Here is a 21,570-nt window from a genome sequence, read left to right as displayed (position 1 = left end):
AATGACTTCTCATGAAAATTGATATTCTCAGTGACACCCATTTTGATAGCTGGTTTGGCTACCCTCGTACACAAAGTCCTACCTTTTTTCCTTCCAAAGATGCCGTCATTGGTTTTTGGCGTACATTTAAACCAAAAGGAAATTATTTAATCCTAGCAGGAGATATTGGACACAGTATTGAACAAAATGTTCTTATCCTCAAATATCTCAAAGAAGCATTTTATCAAGATATTATTCTGGTCTTAGGCAATCATGACTATTATCTCATTGGACATGAATATATCACCACATATACAAAAGGTGGACTTCAAAAAGCAGAAGCTGCCAAAGAAGCCTATCGCAAGAATGGTTTTATTGTCTTGGATGGTACCACTGTGACTTTAGAGGGAATCACCTTTGGTGGTGCTATGGGTTGGTACAACAGTGCTTACGTTCAAAAAAACCTACACGCTCTTAAAGCCATGCAAGCCTTAGCCTATTACTATGGTGATATTGAAGCTTTCTTACAAGATCTTTGGGGTGAAGCTATCAATGATAAGAAACACATGAAGATTGATTATTTCGATGAACTCTATAAAGAAGAATATGCCAAACTAGAAAGTATCCATCAACACTGTGATGTCATGATTAGTCATTACAATCCAAGCATTGATATGAAACATCAAACACCAAGATGGGAGAAGAATCCTACCACATCATTTTTCTGTTTTAATGCAGAAGAGTTGATTCAAACGATGCGTGCCAATCTTTGGATTTATGGACATAACCATACCTCGTATGACTATACTCGCCATGATGATAAACGCTTTATCACCAATGCTCTAGGTTATAGTGGAGAGGCTAAAGGTATAAAGATTTTCACGATTCAAATTTAGTTATATACTAATAAACACTATTTTATTCGTGATAATTTTAAAGCTAAAATAATGCGCTAGCTAGGTTCACTTATCATTAATTCATTTGAGGATCTTCTCTCATATTTCTTTTCATCTATATAATGGATTTGATGAAAAAGTCCTTTTATCTTTTATTGGAATCGCAAATAATGTGTTCCAAGTGACAGCTTAGCTTTCTGCATGGCTAAGGCACATAGAGTCATAATGTTAGTTGTATCATTTTTTTTCACAAGTTATGACACTCTTTAGAACGGAGTCTATGAGCTCATCAGATATAAATGCTGTTTGGATATATTGTTTTTGCCCAGCAAATTTAGCAATCATATGACCATAGCCGAGTAGTTTTTCTGCTCCTGGTTCATCAAGAATGATAGCTGAGTTCTTTTCACTATCCACACGTAATGCAAATTTTGCACCTAAGTTCGCTCGCAGAATAGGTACAACAACAGAGTTGTCAGGACGTTGTGTACTAACAATTAGGTGAATACCTGCAGCTCTTGCTTTCCCAGACAAACTTTGAACGGCACTACTAGCCTCTTTTTTAAATTCATCATCAAGCATCCAATCAGCAAATTCATCGAAAATAAGGACAATTCTTGGTATCTTCGTATCAACTTTTCTATTATATTTATTGATTTCATTGACACCAGCTTCTGCAAAAAGCGAATAGCGTCTTTCCATCTCATCAACAAGGGTATGTAGCTTTACAATAGCAAGCTCCTTTTTGATGATGATTCCATCATCATCGAGGTATGGAATACCCCTATATCGAGTGAATTCAACTTGTTTTGGATCAACCAATATCAAGCGTAATTCGTCAGGCGTATTAGTTTGAATTAAATCAACAATGAAAATATTAAGTAGCACACTCTTACCACTTTTCGTCATACCTCCAATAAGTGCGTGTGGGTCTTCACTATCAAGATTGTAGTAAACGACTTCATTATCTTTTTCATTACGTCCGAGCAGAATCTTCGTATTACCGGCCCCATCACTCAATTCCCTATCTTTGAGGCATTCTTCATAGAAAATTACTTGTCGCTCTTTTCGTAAAAATACTAACTCATAGGAACCAGGTACAACTTCTACACGCAGTAGCTTGAGCATTTTGACAGCAAGAAAATCATTACTCATTTTGTAGAAAATATTCTCATTCCAGCCTAATTCTGGCTCAAGAGAAATCCGCACTGCATTAGGTGTAAATAGATATCGTAGAATTTTAGCTCGATAACCATGGTGCATAACTACCTGTTTGACTGCTGTACTTACAGTTGCGCCTTCTGCATGTTCCGCAACTTCTTTTGCCGCTTTTTCTTCAGTATATCTTATGGTTATATCATCTTTATTTTTTGTATCTACAATTACAGTTTCTGTTGTAATCTGCTTAATTTCAGATTTTGTTTCGCTTAATGGGACACTTGTTTCAATAATTGTGTCTTGCAAAGAATTTTCACATGAACTCATCTCAAAAGATATTTGTTTCATTTGCAATTTATAAGTTGGCAATGTTATATCAGGCAACATATGATTAAACTGTGGCAGTTCTTCAATCATTTTTACAATGGATTTAGATCCTATTATATATTGTGTAACATTCTCTATACCAGTTTCAGGCTGATAATTTTCCTCGTAATCATACACACATACAAATGACATACCTCGAACAATGAATTTGATTGATTTGTCAGTACGTATTGCATTACGTATATCTTCTGATGTTAAATTACCAACAAAACTTTTATGATGGTTTTCAACAATTAAGTCGGAAATTTTTGCAATCCAATATTCTCTATCGGCATAAGTATTATCTTCAAACACTTTGTTAAAAAGAGTATAAGAATCTTTTGTTTGCTGAAGTGATTTTTTTGCCATTTGTGCACGACTACTTTCACTACAGAACTTGGATTCAACGACATCAATATAAATGGTCTTAAGTCTTTCTCCCTCAAAGATTGGAGTAATCGCAAGAATATCTGCCAGGACATTATTCTGTGCTATTAGTAGCTTTTCTTCTGAGCTAATGCTCGACAAAAACCAATCAGCATAATCATCAATAAGGATAAGGATATTTTGATTTTCAGAACACCCTTCAAGTATGGTTTTAGTCAAAACAAGACCAAGCATTTCATTGGCAAAACATCCTTTTCCAATGGCTTTAAGTAAGACATCACCAGATAATTCATTTGCTGATTTGATGATGTTTTCGACAGTCGTTTTGACGATATCTTCACGCACATGAAAATCTTTGAATTTTTTCATGAGATGATTTTCAAGTAGAATGGTATTTGCCTTGGAGGAGATAACAAGGTTACGATTGATATGTCGTGCCTTGCGGTATTTAATGACATTGGCACCAAATTCCTCAAGAATTTTCTTATCCAACAAGGCATCCAGGTTTACTACCCAGTCCGTGCGCTTATGAATCGCTTCTAAGTCGGAATGAAGACTTTTATGCTGTCTGTCCACTTTTAGCGTGGGAACCTTATTTGTATAATCATCTCGATGCGTACTCATAGTGAGATAGAGCAAATTATAAAAGGAACTAGTCAGTTCACTTTTGGCTGGTGAGACAAGATATTTGCCTACACTGCTCTCTTGTTGCGTCATATATTTTCTTTTTGACCACATTGTAGGGTGAAAGTCAAACAGTGAATAAGGTTTTTCAAGTAATTGTTTTCTAAATTCGATTTTTGCTTTGGACGACACAAAGTCATTCAAAAATGCAATATTCAGTTGGTCATTAACGGTATCTAGTTGCTTGAAGCTTTGATCAAAAGCATTTAGCCTGATATTGGATAAGAAAGAGACTTCATTGTATTCAAGTGCTTCTTCCGCATCTTGGTTATTTTGATTTACTAAAAATGCTCGGTACATTTTTCGAATATGCGTTGCATCAACATCATTCAGGTAGATTTCAAAGTTGTTTTCTTGGGATGTAAAATCAAGAGACATCAATTTTTTCATAAACTTCACAGGGAAGTCATAGTTATTAACGGCGTGAAGTAGAACTTTTAAACTGCTTTGCTTGTGCTGGTTAAGTTCTAAATAGTTTTCGATGACTTTACTTAATATCGCACTCTGAGAAGAAGGATCTGCACTTTGCCCGCTATTTAAGAAGTTTTGAACAGGCTCTAGGATGGTATAGTCATCATATGCTTCTGAGATATGTAATATGCTCTGTTCATTACCCTCAACATCAAAGAGGCGAAAGACTTCAGGATAGTAAGGTGTAATAAAACTTTGCTCAAGATCATTGAAAAACAAGTCTTCTTTGATCAGTGGTGTCTCTGCAGATGTAATGTAGTTATCTACAAAATCAAAGGTATATTTGAGCTTAACAAAATATGAAATGAGTCGTAAGGGGTGATAAGCAGGAATAAGTACCGTATCTTCTTGCCCAACGCGTATGGTTAATAGAGTCAAAAAAGGTTCAATGACATTAGACTTAAATACGTCATGATTACTATTGTCATAAAGGAAATGACAAAGTGCAATGTAAGCTTGGCTAAGCTTTTCAACGCCATTAAAATCAAAGACTGATTTTTCCACGGTAGAGAGGATATCTAGTTCTTTTAGAAGCCATGCATACTGCTTCATATACGCAGTAAAAAGTGTTTGAAACTGGTTAAATGAATCACTATCAAGTAGCTTTTGCGCTGATAACGCAATGTCTTTGCTAGAAATTCCGAGATCATTTTTCTTTGAAAAAAGACGGTATCCAGAGACATTGCCTCGGGTTTCTAGCGAAGAAAAATCATAGAGCGAAAGTGGTTTCTTCTCTCCTTTTTCGGAACTACTCGCACGATAAACGATATTGGAATAAAGCTTTTTATTTTTTAAATGATCTTGAATAGCTTCTACGTCTTCCTTGTAACCGTTTAAGAGAGTATTGGGATCATAGCTCCAAATCAACTTTCGCTCTTTTAAAGTTTCACCAGTAGCATTTTTAGCATAGACGATAAAATGCAGTTCATTAGAAGCTCTAGATAGACTTCCTTTACGAAATTTTTTATCCTCTGCAGAAAGTTTTTGCTTTGTAAGACGTTCATCAATATCTATAATAAATTTAAAATCAAAGTGTATTTTTTGGGATACCCTGTTTAAAATTGCATAACGTTTATGTAGATAATCAATCGCATATTTGGTGTAGTTTCGTACGATTGCAGCAGTTTGTGTCTGCTTTAACGTTACTTCAATATGATCAATATTTTCTACATCCGCTTTGAGCTTTTTGATTGTGTCAAGTAAACCCAATATAAAATGATCTGATTTCGTTTGCGATGGATAAAGAAATTTATCCCACTTGTTGCGCAATGCTTTATTGCTTTCAATGTAGCCTTTATATTTTTTATAAATAGGCTCAAGAATATCGCGTAGATTTAATCTCTCACTCGCCTTGAGTGCATCATATTGGAACAGACTATTTTTTTCATGTTCATGCAAATCAATGTCTAGTGCCCCAAGCAAATCTACGGTTTCAGCGCCTAGTGCTTTGGACGTATCTGATAGAGTTTTTTCAAAAAGGCGATAAACATAATCTTCTTGCCAGTCAAGCTGGCTAAACTCAGCTTTTCGATGTAACAGTTCTTTGTAATCTGCTACAATAAATTTATTTATGAGTTCATACTTTGCTGCATCTAGCACCTTAAGATGATCAAACTCTTCACGGTTTTCATCTCTTTTGCTGAGCAATATTTCTGTATCAAGTGTTTTATTGCCAACACGTTTAGCTAATCCAGCAGATAACGTTTTAAAAGATTGCGCAAGCTTTTTAACTTCTTGCACAGAGTCATTTTTTTTGAGACTTACAAAAAATTTGTGACACTTAAATGCATTCAAAATATTGAGTGAAAGTCCCATCGCATCTTCTATAGGATTGCCATTATTTAAATGACAAAGAGTAGTTTGTGTAAAACTCTCCATTTGAAATGGATCAAGTTCATCAACCTCTTTTAAAAATACTTTAGCAACTTTTTGGAGTTTTATTTTGCTATGGCGATCCAGGAAAGGTAGATCAATGGCCGAAATGATAGATTCAAAATTTCTAGCAATATCATCAGGTGTGATTGTATCAATGTCGAGAAGAGTATCAACATCTTCAAAAGGTACGAACACGAGATATCTAATCTTTTCAAGATTAATTTGATGTTCTTTGAGATTTTCATTTCGATATTGCGCCATAACATCACGATTAACATGGATAGCAAAATTGTGTTGATGGGTAAATCCAAATTCATTATCAAGCAAAAATAGAATATGATTGTTATGATTTACATGATAATAATTTAGAATATCCTCAATAACATGTTTAGCATAAAGAGAAAGACGAAACATCCCTCTCGTTTGTTCATCTGTAGAAGAATAGCTTTCTGATAGAATTTTTTCGGAGATATATTTAGCTATGAGATTCATTCTGACAGATTCCTTCCATGGCGGTTTAAGACATAAGCATATCCATCCGATTTACTTTCGAGTAACCCAAGAGCGCGAAGGCGTTCGAAAAGTCTTAATTCATTTTTTTTGAAGTCATTGTCTGAATATGCTTCGATAAGAAGTGAAGAGTGCTTGTTTGAGATAATGAACCCATATTTCTCATAAAGAATATCAATAAACTGATGAAATGGAATGCGTTCCGAAACATTAATGAGCACCAGAGTTTTCAACCATTCATCATTCGCAAGATAACGATAGCTGTTAGTCTTTTTAGCACTTGCAAGTCCTGCACCTTTTAAAAGTACACGATGAATTGGCAAAAGATCATTTTTGGCTTTTTGGGAAATAGTGTTCCAGATATGTTTAAAGAGTTCATCGAGGTTAATATCAGCGGTATATTGATTGTCTTCGTTTACATAGTTGAGATCATTATCAAGCATTTTCAGAAGGATATCTTTGTCATCGACATTGGCTATCTCTTGGAAATAATTGGTGAGTACAAGTTCTAAGATTTTTAAGGGTAGCTCTTCATTGATTTTATAGATTTGACGTGATGCTCGACGAACATGATCGCTTCTAGGGGCGAGTAATTCTATAGGATAAACAACTTTATGGATTTCATTTTGAATCAGACTGCTTTTGAGGTTCTGTGCGGCAACGGTCAAAATAAAATGTACCATGTAAAATGATGCGATAGATGCGAAATGGTAGAAAAGATCGTTATTTGGAATATTTGACTTGAATAATGTAATCAAATCATCCACAAGTTGATCGTATATCTCATGAGAGTTAAGCTGTAAAAAGCCTAACCTTACAGGCTCTTTAACGGTTTCTTCTTCACTTCTAAAAGCTGTTGTAAGTGCATTCCATCGCTTGTTTTGTGAAGGGTTTTCAAAAATACGTTTCATATAAGTTTTTAACTCATCAATATTTTTGCCTCTACTCACCATAAGGTATAACACTTCTCCACCTCTTGAGAAGAAACGCCGATCCATAGAAAAAGTCTCTTTACGGTTATCAATATCTACAAATAAGGTATCGAAAGAGAAGGGAAAAAGGAATTTACTTGTCCATCGTCTTGATGTGCTAATGCCTAACGACGCTTTACGAAGTAACAATACGGAGAAAACAAATGTTTCGATTGAATCAAATCGTTTGCGTAAATAACTATAATCAAACGGCTTCTCAAGTTTATTCTGTAAGCAGGATATGATGTGTTCCCATTTGATAGCATCATCTCCTGGGGTTTTGTGAATACTTTCGAGTTCAGGAAAATTGTAAAGAATCGTTCTAAGCTGAATATCTTTACGGTAATTGACGGTAGTAAGCTCTTTATCAAATAGCCTGCCTTCTTTGGCATGATTAGCGCACACATTTAAAAATTCCAAGGTAAGCAGTTCTTTGTCTTGGTCGTCGTTAATGCGATGAAACCATATTAACTCTTGCAGAAAAGGTGTTTTGATGCCGTATGACTTTAAGTATTTAGCTTTCTCGAACATAGACACCCTCCACTTGAATTTCATTAAACTGCAATGTTCCCTCAGTGTCATTGAGCATAAAGAGGTTAAAAATATTGTCTGGCTCTTGTGTCTGCAGCATATAGTTCACCAATTGTGATTTAAATGTCAACACGCGCTCATAGTACTCTGCAGAGAAACTTGTGGGAAGGATTCCATCTGCTATACGTCGTAAAAATTCAAACATATGTAGGTCAAGATCTAGAGATGCGATGCGTTCTCCAGCAAATTCTATTTCTAGATTAACTGTGCAATACTCTTCATCAAACCCCTCGACAATATTCAGATGAAGCCCCTGGTTCAAATGCCGCTGGTTAAACTCTATACGAGCAATGACTTCGGATGAGAGCTTTGACATAGCACTTGTCAATGATGAGCCAATATAAAGCCGATCACTCCCTTCTCTACTTAAAAGTTCGCCTAGGAAAATTCGATTTAACCCGAGAGCGAGTTCTTTAATAATGTGCTTTGAAACGCTTTGTTTTTTTTTAAGTGGCGTGATAACACTAATATAAAACTCTTCGGCATACTTATAGGTCATAAGCTCATTAACATTGATAGTCACACCATTCCAGAGAATTTTTTCATCAAAGTTGAAAAAAAGATGTCGGCGTAAAAAGAGAAGATATTCGTGGATTTTTGTATTATCTCCCTCTTCAAGGTACTTATCTTTGATCGTATTAAATATGTTGAAATCAAAAAATGGATTTGTCAATCTTTGTGTATGCAACTCAGGAGCTTGAATGTCTCCATACAGAATAAAATTATCGATATTATTGGTTGTTTCGTAACCTATGCGAAGCTCAAGTAGCTCTTTGAAAGGGCTTTTTTCTTGCTTACTTCGGGAAAGATTATCACCAAAGATGTTGTTGTAAAAGGAAGCATCAACTCTATTAGATTGCTCTGCATAGTGTACAATTGCTTCTTCGCAACTTAAAAACACCCGTTGTTCACCCTTGTATCCAAGGATCATGTTAGCAATGAGCATAAAGAGCTTACGTAATGTGATGTGATTATAGTTGAGATCACAGCTTCGAATAATGGTCAGTAGCTGCTTTTGAATATGTTCTTTTTTGAGTAATGCAATATTCGCATGAATGGGACAAAAGATTGCTGGATTAGATAGGCTTGGGCAATTGCATTCATAGCGATCGGCCATATCCAAAATTGCGTTGAGCAGTAGTTTAAAGTTCTTTGCTGAAGATGTTTGGCTAAGATCAAGCAGAATTAAATTCCCATCGAGAGTATGCGTTTCATCAATATGTTTTTCGATTAGTGTTAAAAGCTCTCCAAAATGCTGAACATTCTCAACATGAATAGCTTCACGCAACGTATCTGTTAATATTCCATCATTTGCAGCAATAATATAAAGCTGTTTAGAATTCCCCAATATCGAGTGATAAAGCCCTTCAAGGACTACTTGCTTGTCTTCTTTTTCAATCTCTGTAAAATCTTTGATGAATTTAATGCTGTACTCATTATAGACAGCTTCTGGAATGTAAGTATTCCCCCAAGTGTCCATATTACCACTAATTTGTTCAAAAAGTTTTCTCAACAGATAGGTTTTCCCATCTCCTGCAGAGCCAGAAAGGATGATTGAGCATGGCTGAATAGCAAATGTTTGGAAGAGTTTGGGAAAAAGACCATTATCAATGTTAATTTCTTCAACACCTAAACGTTTTGCATATTTTGAGACATGTTCATCGTAGGCAGCTTTATTTTGAGAGGTTGGCGCATAAGCTGCTAAAAGTCTAAAAAAATGAGCTAATCCCACCTATAACCTCCTCTTTCCAATAAGAATGTTATTATATTTTTGTATTAATTCAGGATATTGCATTATTCGTTCTTCAATATCTTCTTTATTCCACCAGTCGATATATATACCTTCTCTTGTAGCTATAGTTTCTAAGTATTCTGTTAATCGTGCTGTTATTTGCGTATTCGTGACTAACATATATCCTTTAGGTTTATATTCAAAAATTGTATCAGCAACATCTACATCTGTTTTACCTATACTCTGTTTTTTACTTTTTCTGAAAATGGTTTTACATTGAACTATCATCTTTTCATATTTTAATGTAGGACTATCCTGTATAAAATGTTCACTGTTATAAATAGGATTGAATTTACATAATATATCTCGTCCATTGTCTGGCTGATTTGTAGGAGAAACTTTCCTGGCCCAATAAATGTATTTTTCCTTTTTTAGCAGATCAAGAATTAAATTTTCAAATTCTTCTGTGTCTTCTTGAGAATCGATTTTGATAGAAATTTCATATTCACTAAAGAGTAGTTTGGTTTCATTATTATGTCGTTCCTTCAGTAACTCTTTTTCTTCGAGGAAGTTTTTTAATGAACCATCATTTTTAAAGATAACAATGTTTTCAATCCCAAGGAGTATGGAAAAATTGTCTAACGCTACAATTGTTGAATGCTCATGTTTTTCTTCTAGTCGGTGAAGTAAACTCAAAGCTTTTTTGTACTCTTTATGATAGATAATATTATTAATATTATCTCCAACAAATAGTAAGCCATTGATTCCTTCGATAATCACAATATTATATTCTTTGAGAATGATTTGCAAAGATGTTACCAACTCTTTACTTTTGATAATTGAATATTTGCCATCCTTATAAAAGAGCCATTTAGGATTAGTCCTTGAATTACATGAATAAAAAATATTCTTATTTTTATTAATTAATTTTAACCACTCATCTAATATTTCATTTGAATAACTAATTTCATCGCTAATATTTAATAAACATCCTGTAAAAAAATAAAATGATTGATTCAAGATAAAAAAATTAACTATAAGATTTTCGAGAAACTTGAAATGAGTCTTATTCTCTATATTCAATACACAATGAAAAGGTTGAGATGGGATGAGTTCTACCCCATATAACTCATCTTCAATAACTGGATGTGATATTTCAGTCATATGAAATGAAGAGTTAAGCCATACTCTTAAAAAAACACAAGTAATAATCGATGAAATTACATTCAAATCAGTTCTATTACCTTTAGCATGCCATGATCTAAAAATATATTTGAGACTGATACAATATTCATTTTTATTGATAAATTCTCTATCATCGGAAATATCGTACAGACTATCTAAATAACTATAAAGATGTTTTAATTCAATAAAAGAATAACCTGCCTGAATCCAAAACTGAGTAATGCCGCTTTCTTTTTCTTGGCAATCTAATTTCAAAGAAATTGCAAGTTCTTTAAGTCTTTCAATAGACATTTTACTACTTTCTAGAGCGCGCACATGCTACAAAATTGATCATTTTCAAAATCATCTAAATCTTTATCATGACGTGCTAAGAATGCCATCTCTTCCATCATGGTGCCATTTTTTATCTTGTGGCTTTTTTTATATTCTTCATATTTTTTATATGACTCTTTAACTCGATCTATATTTTCTGGTTTTGCAAATTCTTCAAGAGACATGTCTCGAATCCATGTGTATCCATTTTTTTCAAAATTAGCAGCATCCCAATATTTTTCAGGATGTTTTTCAAGTAACCATACCCATTCAATTTGGCGCATAAAGAAACAAAAATAACAACCAGAACGTGTTCGATTATAGGAAATATCAAATTTTTTATCATATTCAGGTGTATAATACTCAGGTAATCCTACACCATTTTCATGAAGAATACGTTTGACGTCATTTAATGTTATTCCATCTTCAACAAATGGTGTGACCGTATAAAAATTTTCTCGATGGGGCACAAGTCCAGTTCGATTCTCATCTGCTCGAATACCTATATAATTATAGATTGTACCTTCTTTGACATAGTCAATTAATGCTTCTAGTTTTAAATTACGTGTACACCATCGCTCTGTTGGTGATGGTAAAAATCCATTGTATTGTTTTAAAAGGTCACTAAAACTTTTTTTTGGATAAATTTTTTTTACTGTAATACCTAATGCACGTTCTAATTTTTCAAGATAAGCATAGGTTTCAGGAAGTTCTTCTCCTGTATCAAAAAAAACATATTCAAATTCAATATTAGGGCGAGTGTCTCTTAGATGAAATGCTAACGCTGCACTATCTTTTCCTCCTGATATAGACAGAATATGCCGAATCCTATTCATTATTTTCCTTTGAAGCTTCTTCTGCGAGTAATGCAATTAAATAAAGCTTTTCATCTTTTGATAGATTATGTGGGAAATTGTATAAAATATTTTCTGCGTGCTGGCTTAGCTCTAATATCTTTTTATTATCCACAGAAACCACCATATTATTTTCACTATTGAGAGCAGAGACTGTTAGTTTTTTAACATCTACCTGTCGTTCATTCATTAATTCAATAATATCAAGTTTTGAAAGGATATGTTGAGCAAATGATTTAATCTTTCGCTTCAAATCTCGGACATCATTATCAAATGCATCATCTATTTTTTTATGCATTAACACAAGCGATATCCCATTGAGAAATGAAACTAAATCATTTGCGGATTTAGATATACGTGAAATATCATTTATATTTTTATCATCATTTTGTTTCAAATATTTCTCTAAAATATGGTCAAGTTCATTCTCAAAAGGGTAATGTTTACTAGCAAAATTGAAGACACTTACCATTGTTTGTTCAAGCTCCAGAACCATTGATTTATACGAGAAAACGATTTCATTGAATGCTTGCTTAAAAGAATCAGTAAACTCACCTACATTGGCACTTGTAAGGGAATCAAATCCAATAGCCTTTGGGAATAGCTCAAAAAATAATACATGAGGCTCTTTTGAAGAAAGTATGCTAGATCTCAGCTTAATTGCATTATCAGAAAGCTTTTGAGTTTGATGGCAGTATTTTGGAAGCATGTTAAGTTTTGTAAAGAGCTTTTGGAAGACAAACTTGATATTTTGCCTAGAATAACTTGCATCAAAGTATTGATCAAAGATGCAAATATATTGTGCAAAAATTGCTTCTTCATCTTTCGAAAGTTCATACCATCGAACAGTATAAAGTTTTGTATTTTTCCAAATATCCATTACTTGGTCAATATCGAAATCAAATTGATAAGTATTTTCTCTAAAAAAATGGATACGCGATTCATTGACAATTAAAAATAAAAAGACAACAAACTTTGCAGCATCATCATTCAAGCCAAATGGACTTTCAGTCAATGTATTGATCAGTGTTACCACGCTAAGGGTCTGACTCTTTTTCATCTGATTCATGAGCATTTGCCAAGATGGTGCGAAATTACATTGATCTGGATTAAAAAATTCCCATTTTTGATTTTTCACGTTGAATAAATGGAGACCAGATCTTTTCATTACCGATAAATAAATGGCCTTTTCTGGTGGCGTTTTATCTATACCTAAATCAGCGTCATTTTCACACTCTAGCATATGCTTAAAGAGCATTTTGACACCAGGTGGTACAGACAGTTCACGATTAATAGTATTCACAAGATCATTAATGATGACTGGCATATTTATATAAGCTTTTTCAAGGATATCAGAAATACTTTTTTGTAGCAGTTCTGATGTAAAAGGATGTACTCTTCCGCTAAAATACATTTGCTCTTTGATTTCTAGAATCTTATCTATTTCATTTTTATTTGTGTGGAGCATGTTGTGCAAAATTTTACGAACTAGTTGATTTGATTGTACATCTTTGCGTTTTAACATCGTCTCAATCGCTATTGATTGTTCAATAATGCTTTTTAGCTGTCGAGTTAGTGGTAATGGAATATAAATACTTGTGGGATTTTTTTTGCTTGCTTCTATAAGTTGGTTTTCTGATACATCAGTACTTACATATATTAACTCAAAAGTATCAGTGAGGCTTTTTGTAAGATCTGTTTCTATAAATTTTTTTGTAAAAAACTTTGCCGTTCCTGTATTGATATAAAAACGTTTAGCCAAGACTTTGTCTTCATGAATCAACTTATTAATCTCAGCCTCGAAATCCGTTTTGATTTGTCCTTTTATAATTGCTGCAAGGTCAGTATTAATGTCAATACTTGTTTCTTCAATTAGAGCATAGGCATTAGTAGCCAATTTATGAAGTATTAAACCCTTGTCTAATAATGCGTGAATAGACTCTTGTACATTCTGTGAACCTGGTAAAGCTAACGGTAAAGAGTAATCATCAAGTTGAATTAGATGTTCTAGTTTAAAAGCAGAAACAAGTGCAATAGACTTGATAATATTCTTCTGTGTATTTGTTAAAATATTTGCACTATCAAGATACTCATTAGCCAAATTCCAGGACTCTTGATCAATCATGTTGACGCGATAGGCATTCAATAAATAATTGATATAATCAAAGAGCATCGGTAATGTATAAAGAGATGACTCTGTTTGTTCTTCGGAAATAAAGTTTTGAAATGAATAAGGCTCTTGAGCTGACAAAAATGAGAAAACTGAACGTTGATTCTGAAAATATTTAGAGAATATATGAAAAAGCGCAAGTGCCGTAAATGGGTGCAATGGTGCTAGCTTTTGTAATGATACTTCGTTGACAGGAATACTTTTATGTGAAACATGCTTTTTGTAATCTTTAAAGAGTTTAAGAACATGCGCTTGAATACTTGTAATGGCTGCATTATTAGTGACAGTAATTGCCTCTTCAAAAATATGCATAAGCTCATAAAAATCATCTTGAAAAACAATATTTTCAAAACGTCCTTGAATTTTGTCCCACTCTGTAAACGATATACTGGACGTATTTTGTACGTAGTCTTTAAAACTCTTATGCAATGCAACTACTAGACGATAATTTTTATGCTTATTTGCAAACTCTGCTAAATCTTGTAAAGCGTGAATATCTGAATCAAGATATTTTTCAGAAGCATATTCAATAATTTTTCCAAGTTCGTCAATGAAAATTGAGATTCCACTATATCCAAGCTTGATAACTTCATCATTAAAAATTTCAAGTAAAGAAAGAAATGATATTTCTTCATTTGTCTTGATAAATTGATGTGTGGCTTTTAACTCTTTTTTTGCATATAAAGCAGCAATGAAAATTTTTTTGAAAGATAGATGTTCACCGATCAGTTTAATAGTCAAAAAACCTTTGACATGAGTTCCAACAAGATCTTGATAATGTTTATATATCTCAGGTTCTTTATTATGTAGCTTTTGAATACAAACTGCATGCTCAGTTTTTTTAGAAAGAAGTGCCTCAAGAAAAAGCAATAGTGATGATTTACCAGATCCAAAAGGACCAGTAATTGCGATAGAACTCGATGCACTACCTATGAAGATTCTGCGTAGCGCCTCAACAGAAGAAGTAGATAAAATATATGAGTCACAATTCGTATCATACAGTATATTTGTTGATCTTCGGAAATTTGATGCTATGTTGAAAATTTCAGAATATTTCACGCAACTTCCTTGCCATAAACATTTGCAAGTGCTTCTTGGAGCGTTGGTAAATGATGAATGTAAATTTGTTTTATCCCTGCTGCTTCTTGATACACAATTTGATTATCTGTAAGAACACTCAACTTGGTTAATTTTTCTAATAGTTTTTCTTCTGTCAAGCATAAAGTGTTTTGTAAACTATTCTGTCCAAATTGTAAATCTTTTACAGAAATTGTGCTACCTTTATGATACCGAATGAAATAACAAAAAATAAATAAAAATGCTTTATCAGATAAGAGAGCTGGATTTTTTAAATTTACGATGTATTCATTATCTACTTTGTGAAGAATATTTAAATCATGAAATAGACTTGCTGAAAATTGGTCTTTATCATTATTTTTGAGATACATCTTTGTCAGAATAGTTATATCACTTTCTAGCGTAGTTACAGACATTCTTATTTGATGCTCACTACACCACTTTTCTAATTTTAATTGAAGAGAATCTTTTGTAAATGTTGTGAAAAAGAATTGATTAAAAAAAAGATGATACAGAGTTGCCTTTTCAATATTCTGCGTCAAAAATGTATGCAAAATCCAAAGAGAATCAACTTTTTCAAGATAAGGATCTTGAGAAAAAATAAGGACTGCTAATTCATTAAACTTTCCACCATCAAATAACCCTAATTTATGTACCCATTGACGTAAGGATTTAACTTTATTGCTACCTATCCCTGTTAACTCAATAGCAGTTTCTATATGTCCTTGTATGACATTTACATCGCGATATGCTAAACAAAGCCAAGAAGCTTTACAATCAAATTTCTCATGTCCTGAAAAGGATATTTTGTTAAATATCATTTTATATCTTACCCTTTTTTGACTCATAAATGTAGTTTAAAAATATATTGTATTATTTGAATTCTTAACATAGAAATTAATACATAATTTCACACATAGTAGCAATTAGTAGATTACTTTCTTTACTTTTATCAAACCAACTTTGATTTGTCCTAATCCATTTAAGAGTATTGCTTTTTTTAATTCTCTTCTATATACATAATAATTATAGAAATGAAATAAGTGTTTTGGATTATTACAAAAGAAACATTATACTTTGATGAATATTCATATTCTCCCATATCGCAATGCCATAGTTTTATACAACGCCACAAACTGTTTATGAAGCGTAAAATGGCAGCCTAAAATATCCGCTACATTTTTCTGATTTATATTTTTTCCGATACTTTTAAGGTATTTGATTGCACCTTTGACTTCATTTTCACTGATAATTCTGCCAACCGTATCTTGTAAAGGGATAGATTGATCGATTGCTTCTTTAAACCAAAAAGGAGCTATCTTTGTGCTGTGTAAGAAATCTCGATGTGTTAAGTTATTGTCTTTTGCAAATTGTATTAAGTTTATTGGGAAGTTTTGAAATAGCTGGTGAATCATAGCTGTAAGATAAAAATTTTTATAAATCAAAGTCGCTTTTTTTGAATGATAATGCGCTTCTTTTGAATACAATTGATTATAGGCATCAATCATAGGAAATGCCTCAAAACGCAGCGCATCTTTCAATGAAGCTATTTTGTAATAAAGTAGATTATAGACATGAAAGACAAATAAAGAGGATATTTTTGTATTGTTAATCTCAAAATACCCCTCTTTTAATCCTTGTTCAAACCATTCAATCGCTTGTATACCAAAAGATTGTTCCATACTTATAGGGTGCGTTAGCGTTTGTCTGAGATCATGCTCACACCTGCTGCAATACACTATCTCTTCCGATGGTTTCATTTTTGAAAAACGAACTCGTTCATAACACACCCAACAACGATCCATTAAAAATACACGATGCTTTGGGCAAGCATTATAAAAAAGATACCGCCATTGCTTACGCCAATACGGTTGGGAATCTTCAGCTAAACATTTTGGACAAAACATCAGTCCATAATGCGTTCGTTTATCTTTGAGTTTTCGAATTTGCTTGGGCGGATACAGCGTAGCACTATCTCCCTCAAAAAGATACCCTTCTTCGCTGCGTAGGCTTAATGACTGGAGTGTTTGCACATTCAAGTGGCATTTGGAGGCAAGCTGGCTTATCAATGCCTTAGTGTCATTAAAATCTAAGTCTATACGACTAAGTGCACTGCCATCATGTTTGATAAACAAAGAAAGAAAGGTTGTTAGAGAATAGCCATGAGCGAAAGCCGTTCGTGTTAACCATGAACTTAACAGTTCATCAGGATAAGGATGAGGAATGATTAAGCAATCATACCCATCAACCCATCCCTTACGTCTCATAATTTTGGCAAATACTCAATCTCAGCAGCAGTTATTCTTTCGCGACCCGATTTAATCGCTTTTACAGCTGCTTTTTTCATTAAATTGACAGTCTTACCAATTAATCCTTCTGATTCTTGGTAAATAATATCCACTAAAGGTAGATTATCGGCTATATTTGATGCTTCTTTAAGCGGTAAACAACTCTCATACGAAGCAAGAAATGAACGAAATTTTCTATTATTGCTCCAACGAGGTAGCTCTACTGATGGGAAGCGCGATGCAATTTCATCATTAATTGTTAAAGCAGAAAAAGCATCGCGTGTTCCTGCAAGAATAATAGCAAGAGAGAGTTTATTGCTAATGTGTTTTAAATCATTGATAAATGTTCGTTGTTTATTGAGGTTGCCTGTTAATGCGCTATGAATTTCATCAATTAATATCATTTTTGTATTAAGTTTACGCAGATAATGTTCTACTAAGCGCGCTTTTTCCATAGCTTTTTCACTGACTTTATGTGGAACACATAATTCATCGAGGATGAGAGAGTAGAGTCTACCTTCATCGGGTATGGATGGGGCTTCAAAATAGATAATTGGAATTTCATGTACTGACTCTTCTTTAGCATTTATTGTTTCAAAGGAGGCTTTATGCTTAGTATAAAATTTTTTTAAAATAGCTGTTTTACCATTATTATAATCACTATAGACCAATAAGCCTTCATTTCTCAATTGACTTGGTTCATGAAACTTATCTTCTAATATTTCAAGAAGTTTCATTGCCGAAGCATAAGTAATCCACTGGTCTTTTTTACAATATGCTACTCTTTCTGCATCACTTTTTTCTAAATAGCTTAGGGCCGCTTTTGTGAGACGTCGACTACTCATAATACTTCATCCACAGGGTAATAATCATACCCTTCTCTATCATCATCATCATCTATTTCTTGAATAATCAGCTTTTCATCACGAGATATTGGCTCTTTTTTCAAGATTTTCTCTTCGTACTCAAGTATCTTTTTCGTATGTTGCTTTGAACTATTGCGCCTTAGTGTAGAACGCTTTTCGCGTTTTGCTTTTTCAACATAGGTGCTCAATCTTTCGTAACTTCTAAAAATATCATGCATCTCTAGTTCTCGCCCTATCACTTCTTTTTTTGCATCAGCAATAGATTTTCGAAGCTCTGATAAATTGATTGCTGGTTTTCGAATATCACTATAGGGGACAATAATATAATCATTAATATCTGGATCATACACATATAATTTACTAATATCTCTAGGATCTCTTCGGCACATGACAGATTTTGTGTGAATTTTAGCAGAGAGTTTTTTATATTCCGAAGGAACAATCCACTTCCGAAGTGTTTCAGAAAAATACGTAATGTAATCAATGGTAATGCCATTTTTCTGAACGGTGCGCTCAAAAGCTGGTAAAAGAGCCATGCGAAGCTTTATTGTATTTGCAGGGGCTGATGGCAAAAATGGAATTGTTCCATCACCCACACCTAAAAACGCTTGATAGAACTTTTCCTCAGGGCTCATTCCAAGCGAGCTGTGTTCGGTTTTATGATAAATATTAATCACAAAGTCAAGATACCATTGCTCTAGTTCTTGAATTGTCATGCTTGCATGATATTCAGAATCATAGGTACCTTTTTGTTTTATGTTAGAGAATGTGGTTCCTGGTAATTGATGCACTGCTTTCATATGTGTTTCAATCACACGTTCAATCATACCACCGTATTCAGGATGTGCTACAGGTCGGTATTGATTTTCGATGCTGTATTCTTGACAAAACTTCTCTAATGAGGTTGAACGAAACTCTTTGGCATTATCCATGTGTACTTTGCGAGGCAAGCCATACACTGGCCATTCTCCTTGAATGTTGTGGTAATGCAGAAGATCTTCTTTGGGTAAAATCGCATTCAGTAAGCATTGTCCTACACTAAAAAAATTAATTGATTCTAATGAAATATAAAAACCGTAAATCATTCGGCTATAAACATCAATTGCAACCGTAATATTAGGTCTGCCAATCGTTTCTCTTGTAATTTCATCTACGAGCATAACATCAACTTTTGTGTGATCGATCTGGATAATATCCAAGGGCATTTTGACTTTTGGGAATTTTCCAGGCATTCCTCTTGTATCGCGCACACTAACATTTTTACGATATTTGGCAACTAATTTTGGATGTATTTTTTTTAGACGTGTACGAATAGTATTATCAGTAGGTGGAGTTTGATTGGCATAGCGACACTTTTCAACTATTTTTTGATAGATAACTGAAATAGGATATTGTTGCTCATCCAAATAAAAATCTTCAAACACAGACTCAATAATTGCCTCAACAGATTTATCTAGGCGTCCTTTCAATTTTCCACCACAATTTTTATATGCAGTTGCCAATGAACTCACTGTTCCATAGGTTTCATATTTCTCTAGCCATCGATAAATAGTAGCCACCCCTTTGCTATGTTTATCGGCAACTGTTTGTATATCTTGGGTTGATCGTTTTTCAATATCAAGTAGTGGTTTTATAATATGATATCGCTCTAGTGCCTTTTTGTATTCTTTGTCATCCAAATCAACTAGATGCTCAACCTTTGAAGTTGCATTTTTCGATTCTTTGATAAGTGTATTCACCTTAACAATGCACTCTTTATAAGGCTTTTCAACAGATTTCAAAAGCACTTCATTAAATGATGGATATGCTTTAATCGTGTAAAGTTTATCTTGATGAAACACGCTTGTGCCAATTTTAAAGCTAATAACGTTCATGATTTATCCAAACTAGTGAATTCATAGTCAATTCATCTTGATAAAAATCTGTGCATAATTTTCCATTGGACACTAGGCTCCAAATAGCATTTGCAACTTGCAAATATTCCATCTTGGATTGAGCAATCAAGTTAGCTAATTGAAAAGCAGTCATAGGTTCTTTTGCAAAATCCAAAATTTTTTCATCATTTCTAGTATCTAATGATTGTGTTTTATAGCGATATAAGAAGTCAAGATTTTCAATATAACTTTTTGGAAAAGTTTCATCAGTGTAGAGTATAAATTCCATTCCCATATATTCTACGGATGCTTGAATACTTTTAAACTTTTGTTCAAATTTTTCTTTGTCTTTATTGATTTCAGTAAGATATTTCACTTCAACGATAGTCTCTTTTTTCAAAGTATCTTTGCAATATTTAATGAGGCAATCAGCACTGTATGTTCGTATACTACCATCATAATCAATTTTAAGTTGTGGCTGTTCTATGTAAGTTTCTACTGAGTTGTCAAATTCTAGCGTCAAGAAGAGACTTCTTTCCAGAAGTGACTCAAAAGCTATAGAGGATTTATTTTTTACACTTGGGAAAGATCCTGTAACAGAGCGATAATTTTTTGTTATTTTACGCTGAGAAAATACTTTATGATCTGCTTCCATGTCTGATATTATCTCCTTTGGATAATTATACCACTTAATCAAGAAAAATATTTTATTTCTGCGCATTATCAAACTTTAATGCAAATATATTAGACTATTTTTTTTTAAACAAACCTGCTTTACTTACAATTGTTAATCTCAGCCAATATAAAAATAGTGTACAATGGAACAAAATATGAAAATATAAATTATCAAACTTTATTTATATCAACATTTTTAATAAAAAATAAAATTGCAACAAATATATAATTGACGTGTGTCATAGATTCTTAATAAATGATGCGATAAAATGGTTACAAATTAAACTACACGAAAGGAACAAAGAATGGCTGTTGAAACAAGCAGAAGAGACTTTATAGGCATGGCATTCGGCGGTTTTGCAGCGGCAGGTGGGGTCATAGCCCTTGGCGCTATGAAAAAGACTTGGGATCCACTTCCAAGTGTACAGTCTGCTGGATTCATCACCGTTGATCTCTCTCCAATGAAAGAAGGAGAAGTGCAAACGATCCAATGGAGGGGCAAGCCTATTTTCATCTTGAGAAAAAGTGCGGATATGCCTAAGAACGAGAAACGTGACATTGTAGCGGGCAATAAACACTATGCTGTCATGATAGGGCTTTGTACCCATTTAGGCTGTATTCCAACATGGATGCCTGCAACGAAACAATT

At 33.6% G+C, this 21,570-nt stretch carries 13 protein-coding genes; 2 read left to right on the top strand and 11 right to left on the bottom strand.

Going from position 1 to position 21,570, the window contains the following annotated elements; translation table 11 throughout:
• The first annotated feature begins 11 nt into the window (after positions 1-11).
• Positions 12-875, top strand: a complete 864-nt coding sequence (locus tag N0B29_RS10250; RefSeq protein WP_263833630.1) for a metallophosphoesterase — start codon at positions 12-14, stop codon at positions 873-875.
• Between the two features lie 237 nt (positions 876-1,112).
• On the opposite strand, the gene N0B29_RS10245 is transcribed toward N0B29_RS10250, so the two are convergent.
• The 11 genes from N0B29_RS10245 to N0B29_RS10195 form a co-directional block, all read right to left on the bottom strand.
• Positions 1,113-6,308 (bottom strand): FtsK/SpoIIIE domain-containing protein, encoded by a 5,196-nt coding sequence (locus N0B29_RS10245; RefSeq protein WP_263833629.1) that lies wholly within the window; start codon positions 6,306-6,308, stop codon positions 1,113-1,115.
• Positions 6,305-7,828 (bottom strand): hypothetical protein, encoded by a 1,524-nt coding sequence (locus N0B29_RS10240; protein WP_263833628.1) that lies wholly within the window; start codon positions 7,826-7,828, stop codon positions 6,305-6,307. The genes N0B29_RS10245 and N0B29_RS10240 overlap by 4 nt, the downstream gene beginning before the upstream one ends.
• Positions 7,812-9,620, bottom strand: coding sequence for a hypothetical protein (locus tag N0B29_RS10235; RefSeq protein ID WP_263833627.1), 1,809 nt, complete (start codon positions 9,618-9,620; stop codon positions 7,812-7,814). The genes N0B29_RS10240 and N0B29_RS10235 overlap by 17 nt, the downstream gene beginning before the upstream one ends.
• Entirely contained in the window at positions 9,621-11,096 is a 1,476-nt protein-coding gene (locus N0B29_RS10230; protein WP_263833626.1) for a restriction endonuclease, read from the bottom strand.
• Positions 11,097-11,107: 11 nt separating this feature from the next.
• Positions 11,108-11,953 (bottom strand): phosphoadenosine phosphosulfate reductase family protein, encoded by an 846-nt coding sequence (locus N0B29_RS10225; protein WP_263833625.1) that lies wholly within the window; start codon positions 11,951-11,953, stop codon positions 11,108-11,110.
• Positions 11,946-15,200 (bottom strand): DUF6079 family protein, encoded by a 3,255-nt coding sequence (locus N0B29_RS10220; RefSeq protein ID WP_263833624.1) that lies wholly within the window; start codon positions 15,198-15,200, stop codon positions 11,946-11,948. Before N0B29_RS10220 ends, N0B29_RS10225 begins: the two co-directional genes overlap by 8 nt.
• Entirely contained in the window at positions 15,197-16,039 is an 843-nt protein-coding gene (locus N0B29_RS10215) for a DUF4007 family protein (RefSeq protein ID WP_263833623.1), read from the bottom strand. Before N0B29_RS10215 ends, N0B29_RS10220 begins: the two co-directional genes overlap by 4 nt.
• A gap of 267 nt (positions 16,040-16,306) precedes the next feature.
• Positions 16,307-17,485 (bottom strand): TniQ family protein, encoded by a 1,179-nt coding sequence (locus N0B29_RS10210; RefSeq protein ID WP_263833622.1) that lies wholly within the window; start codon positions 17,483-17,485, stop codon positions 16,307-16,309.
• Positions 17,482-18,351, bottom strand: coding sequence for a TniB family NTP-binding protein (locus N0B29_RS10205; RefSeq protein WP_263833621.1), 870 nt, complete (start codon positions 18,349-18,351; stop codon positions 17,482-17,484). Before N0B29_RS10205 ends, N0B29_RS10210 begins: the two co-directional genes overlap by 4 nt.
• A complete protein-coding gene (locus N0B29_RS10200; protein ID WP_263833620.1) occupies positions 18,348-20,246 on the bottom strand; it encodes a TnsB C-terminal domain-containing protein in 1,899 nt (632 codons plus the stop codon). Before N0B29_RS10200 ends, N0B29_RS10205 begins: the two co-directional genes overlap by 4 nt.
• Positions 20,233-20,901, bottom strand: a complete 669-nt coding sequence (locus N0B29_RS10195; RefSeq protein WP_263833619.1) for a TnsA endonuclease N-terminal domain-containing protein — start codon at positions 20,899-20,901, stop codon at positions 20,233-20,235. Before N0B29_RS10195 ends, N0B29_RS10200 begins: the two co-directional genes overlap by 14 nt.
• Positions 20,902-21,226: 325 nt before the next feature.
• Between N0B29_RS10195 and N0B29_RS10190 the strand changes: the two genes are divergently transcribed.
• A partial coding sequence (locus tag N0B29_RS10190) for a twin-arginine translocation signal domain-containing protein (protein WP_263833618.1) occupies positions 21,227-21,570 on the top strand: 344 nt, incomplete at its 3' end.

Source organism: Sulfurospirillum oryzae (assembly GCF_025770725.1).
Lineage (GTDB): Bacteria > Campylobacterota > Campylobacteria > Campylobacterales > Sulfurospirillaceae > Sulfurospirillum > Sulfurospirillum oryzae.
The sequence above is the reverse complement of the archived record's forward strand: the minus strand, read 5'-3'. Positions and strand labels throughout refer to the sequence as shown.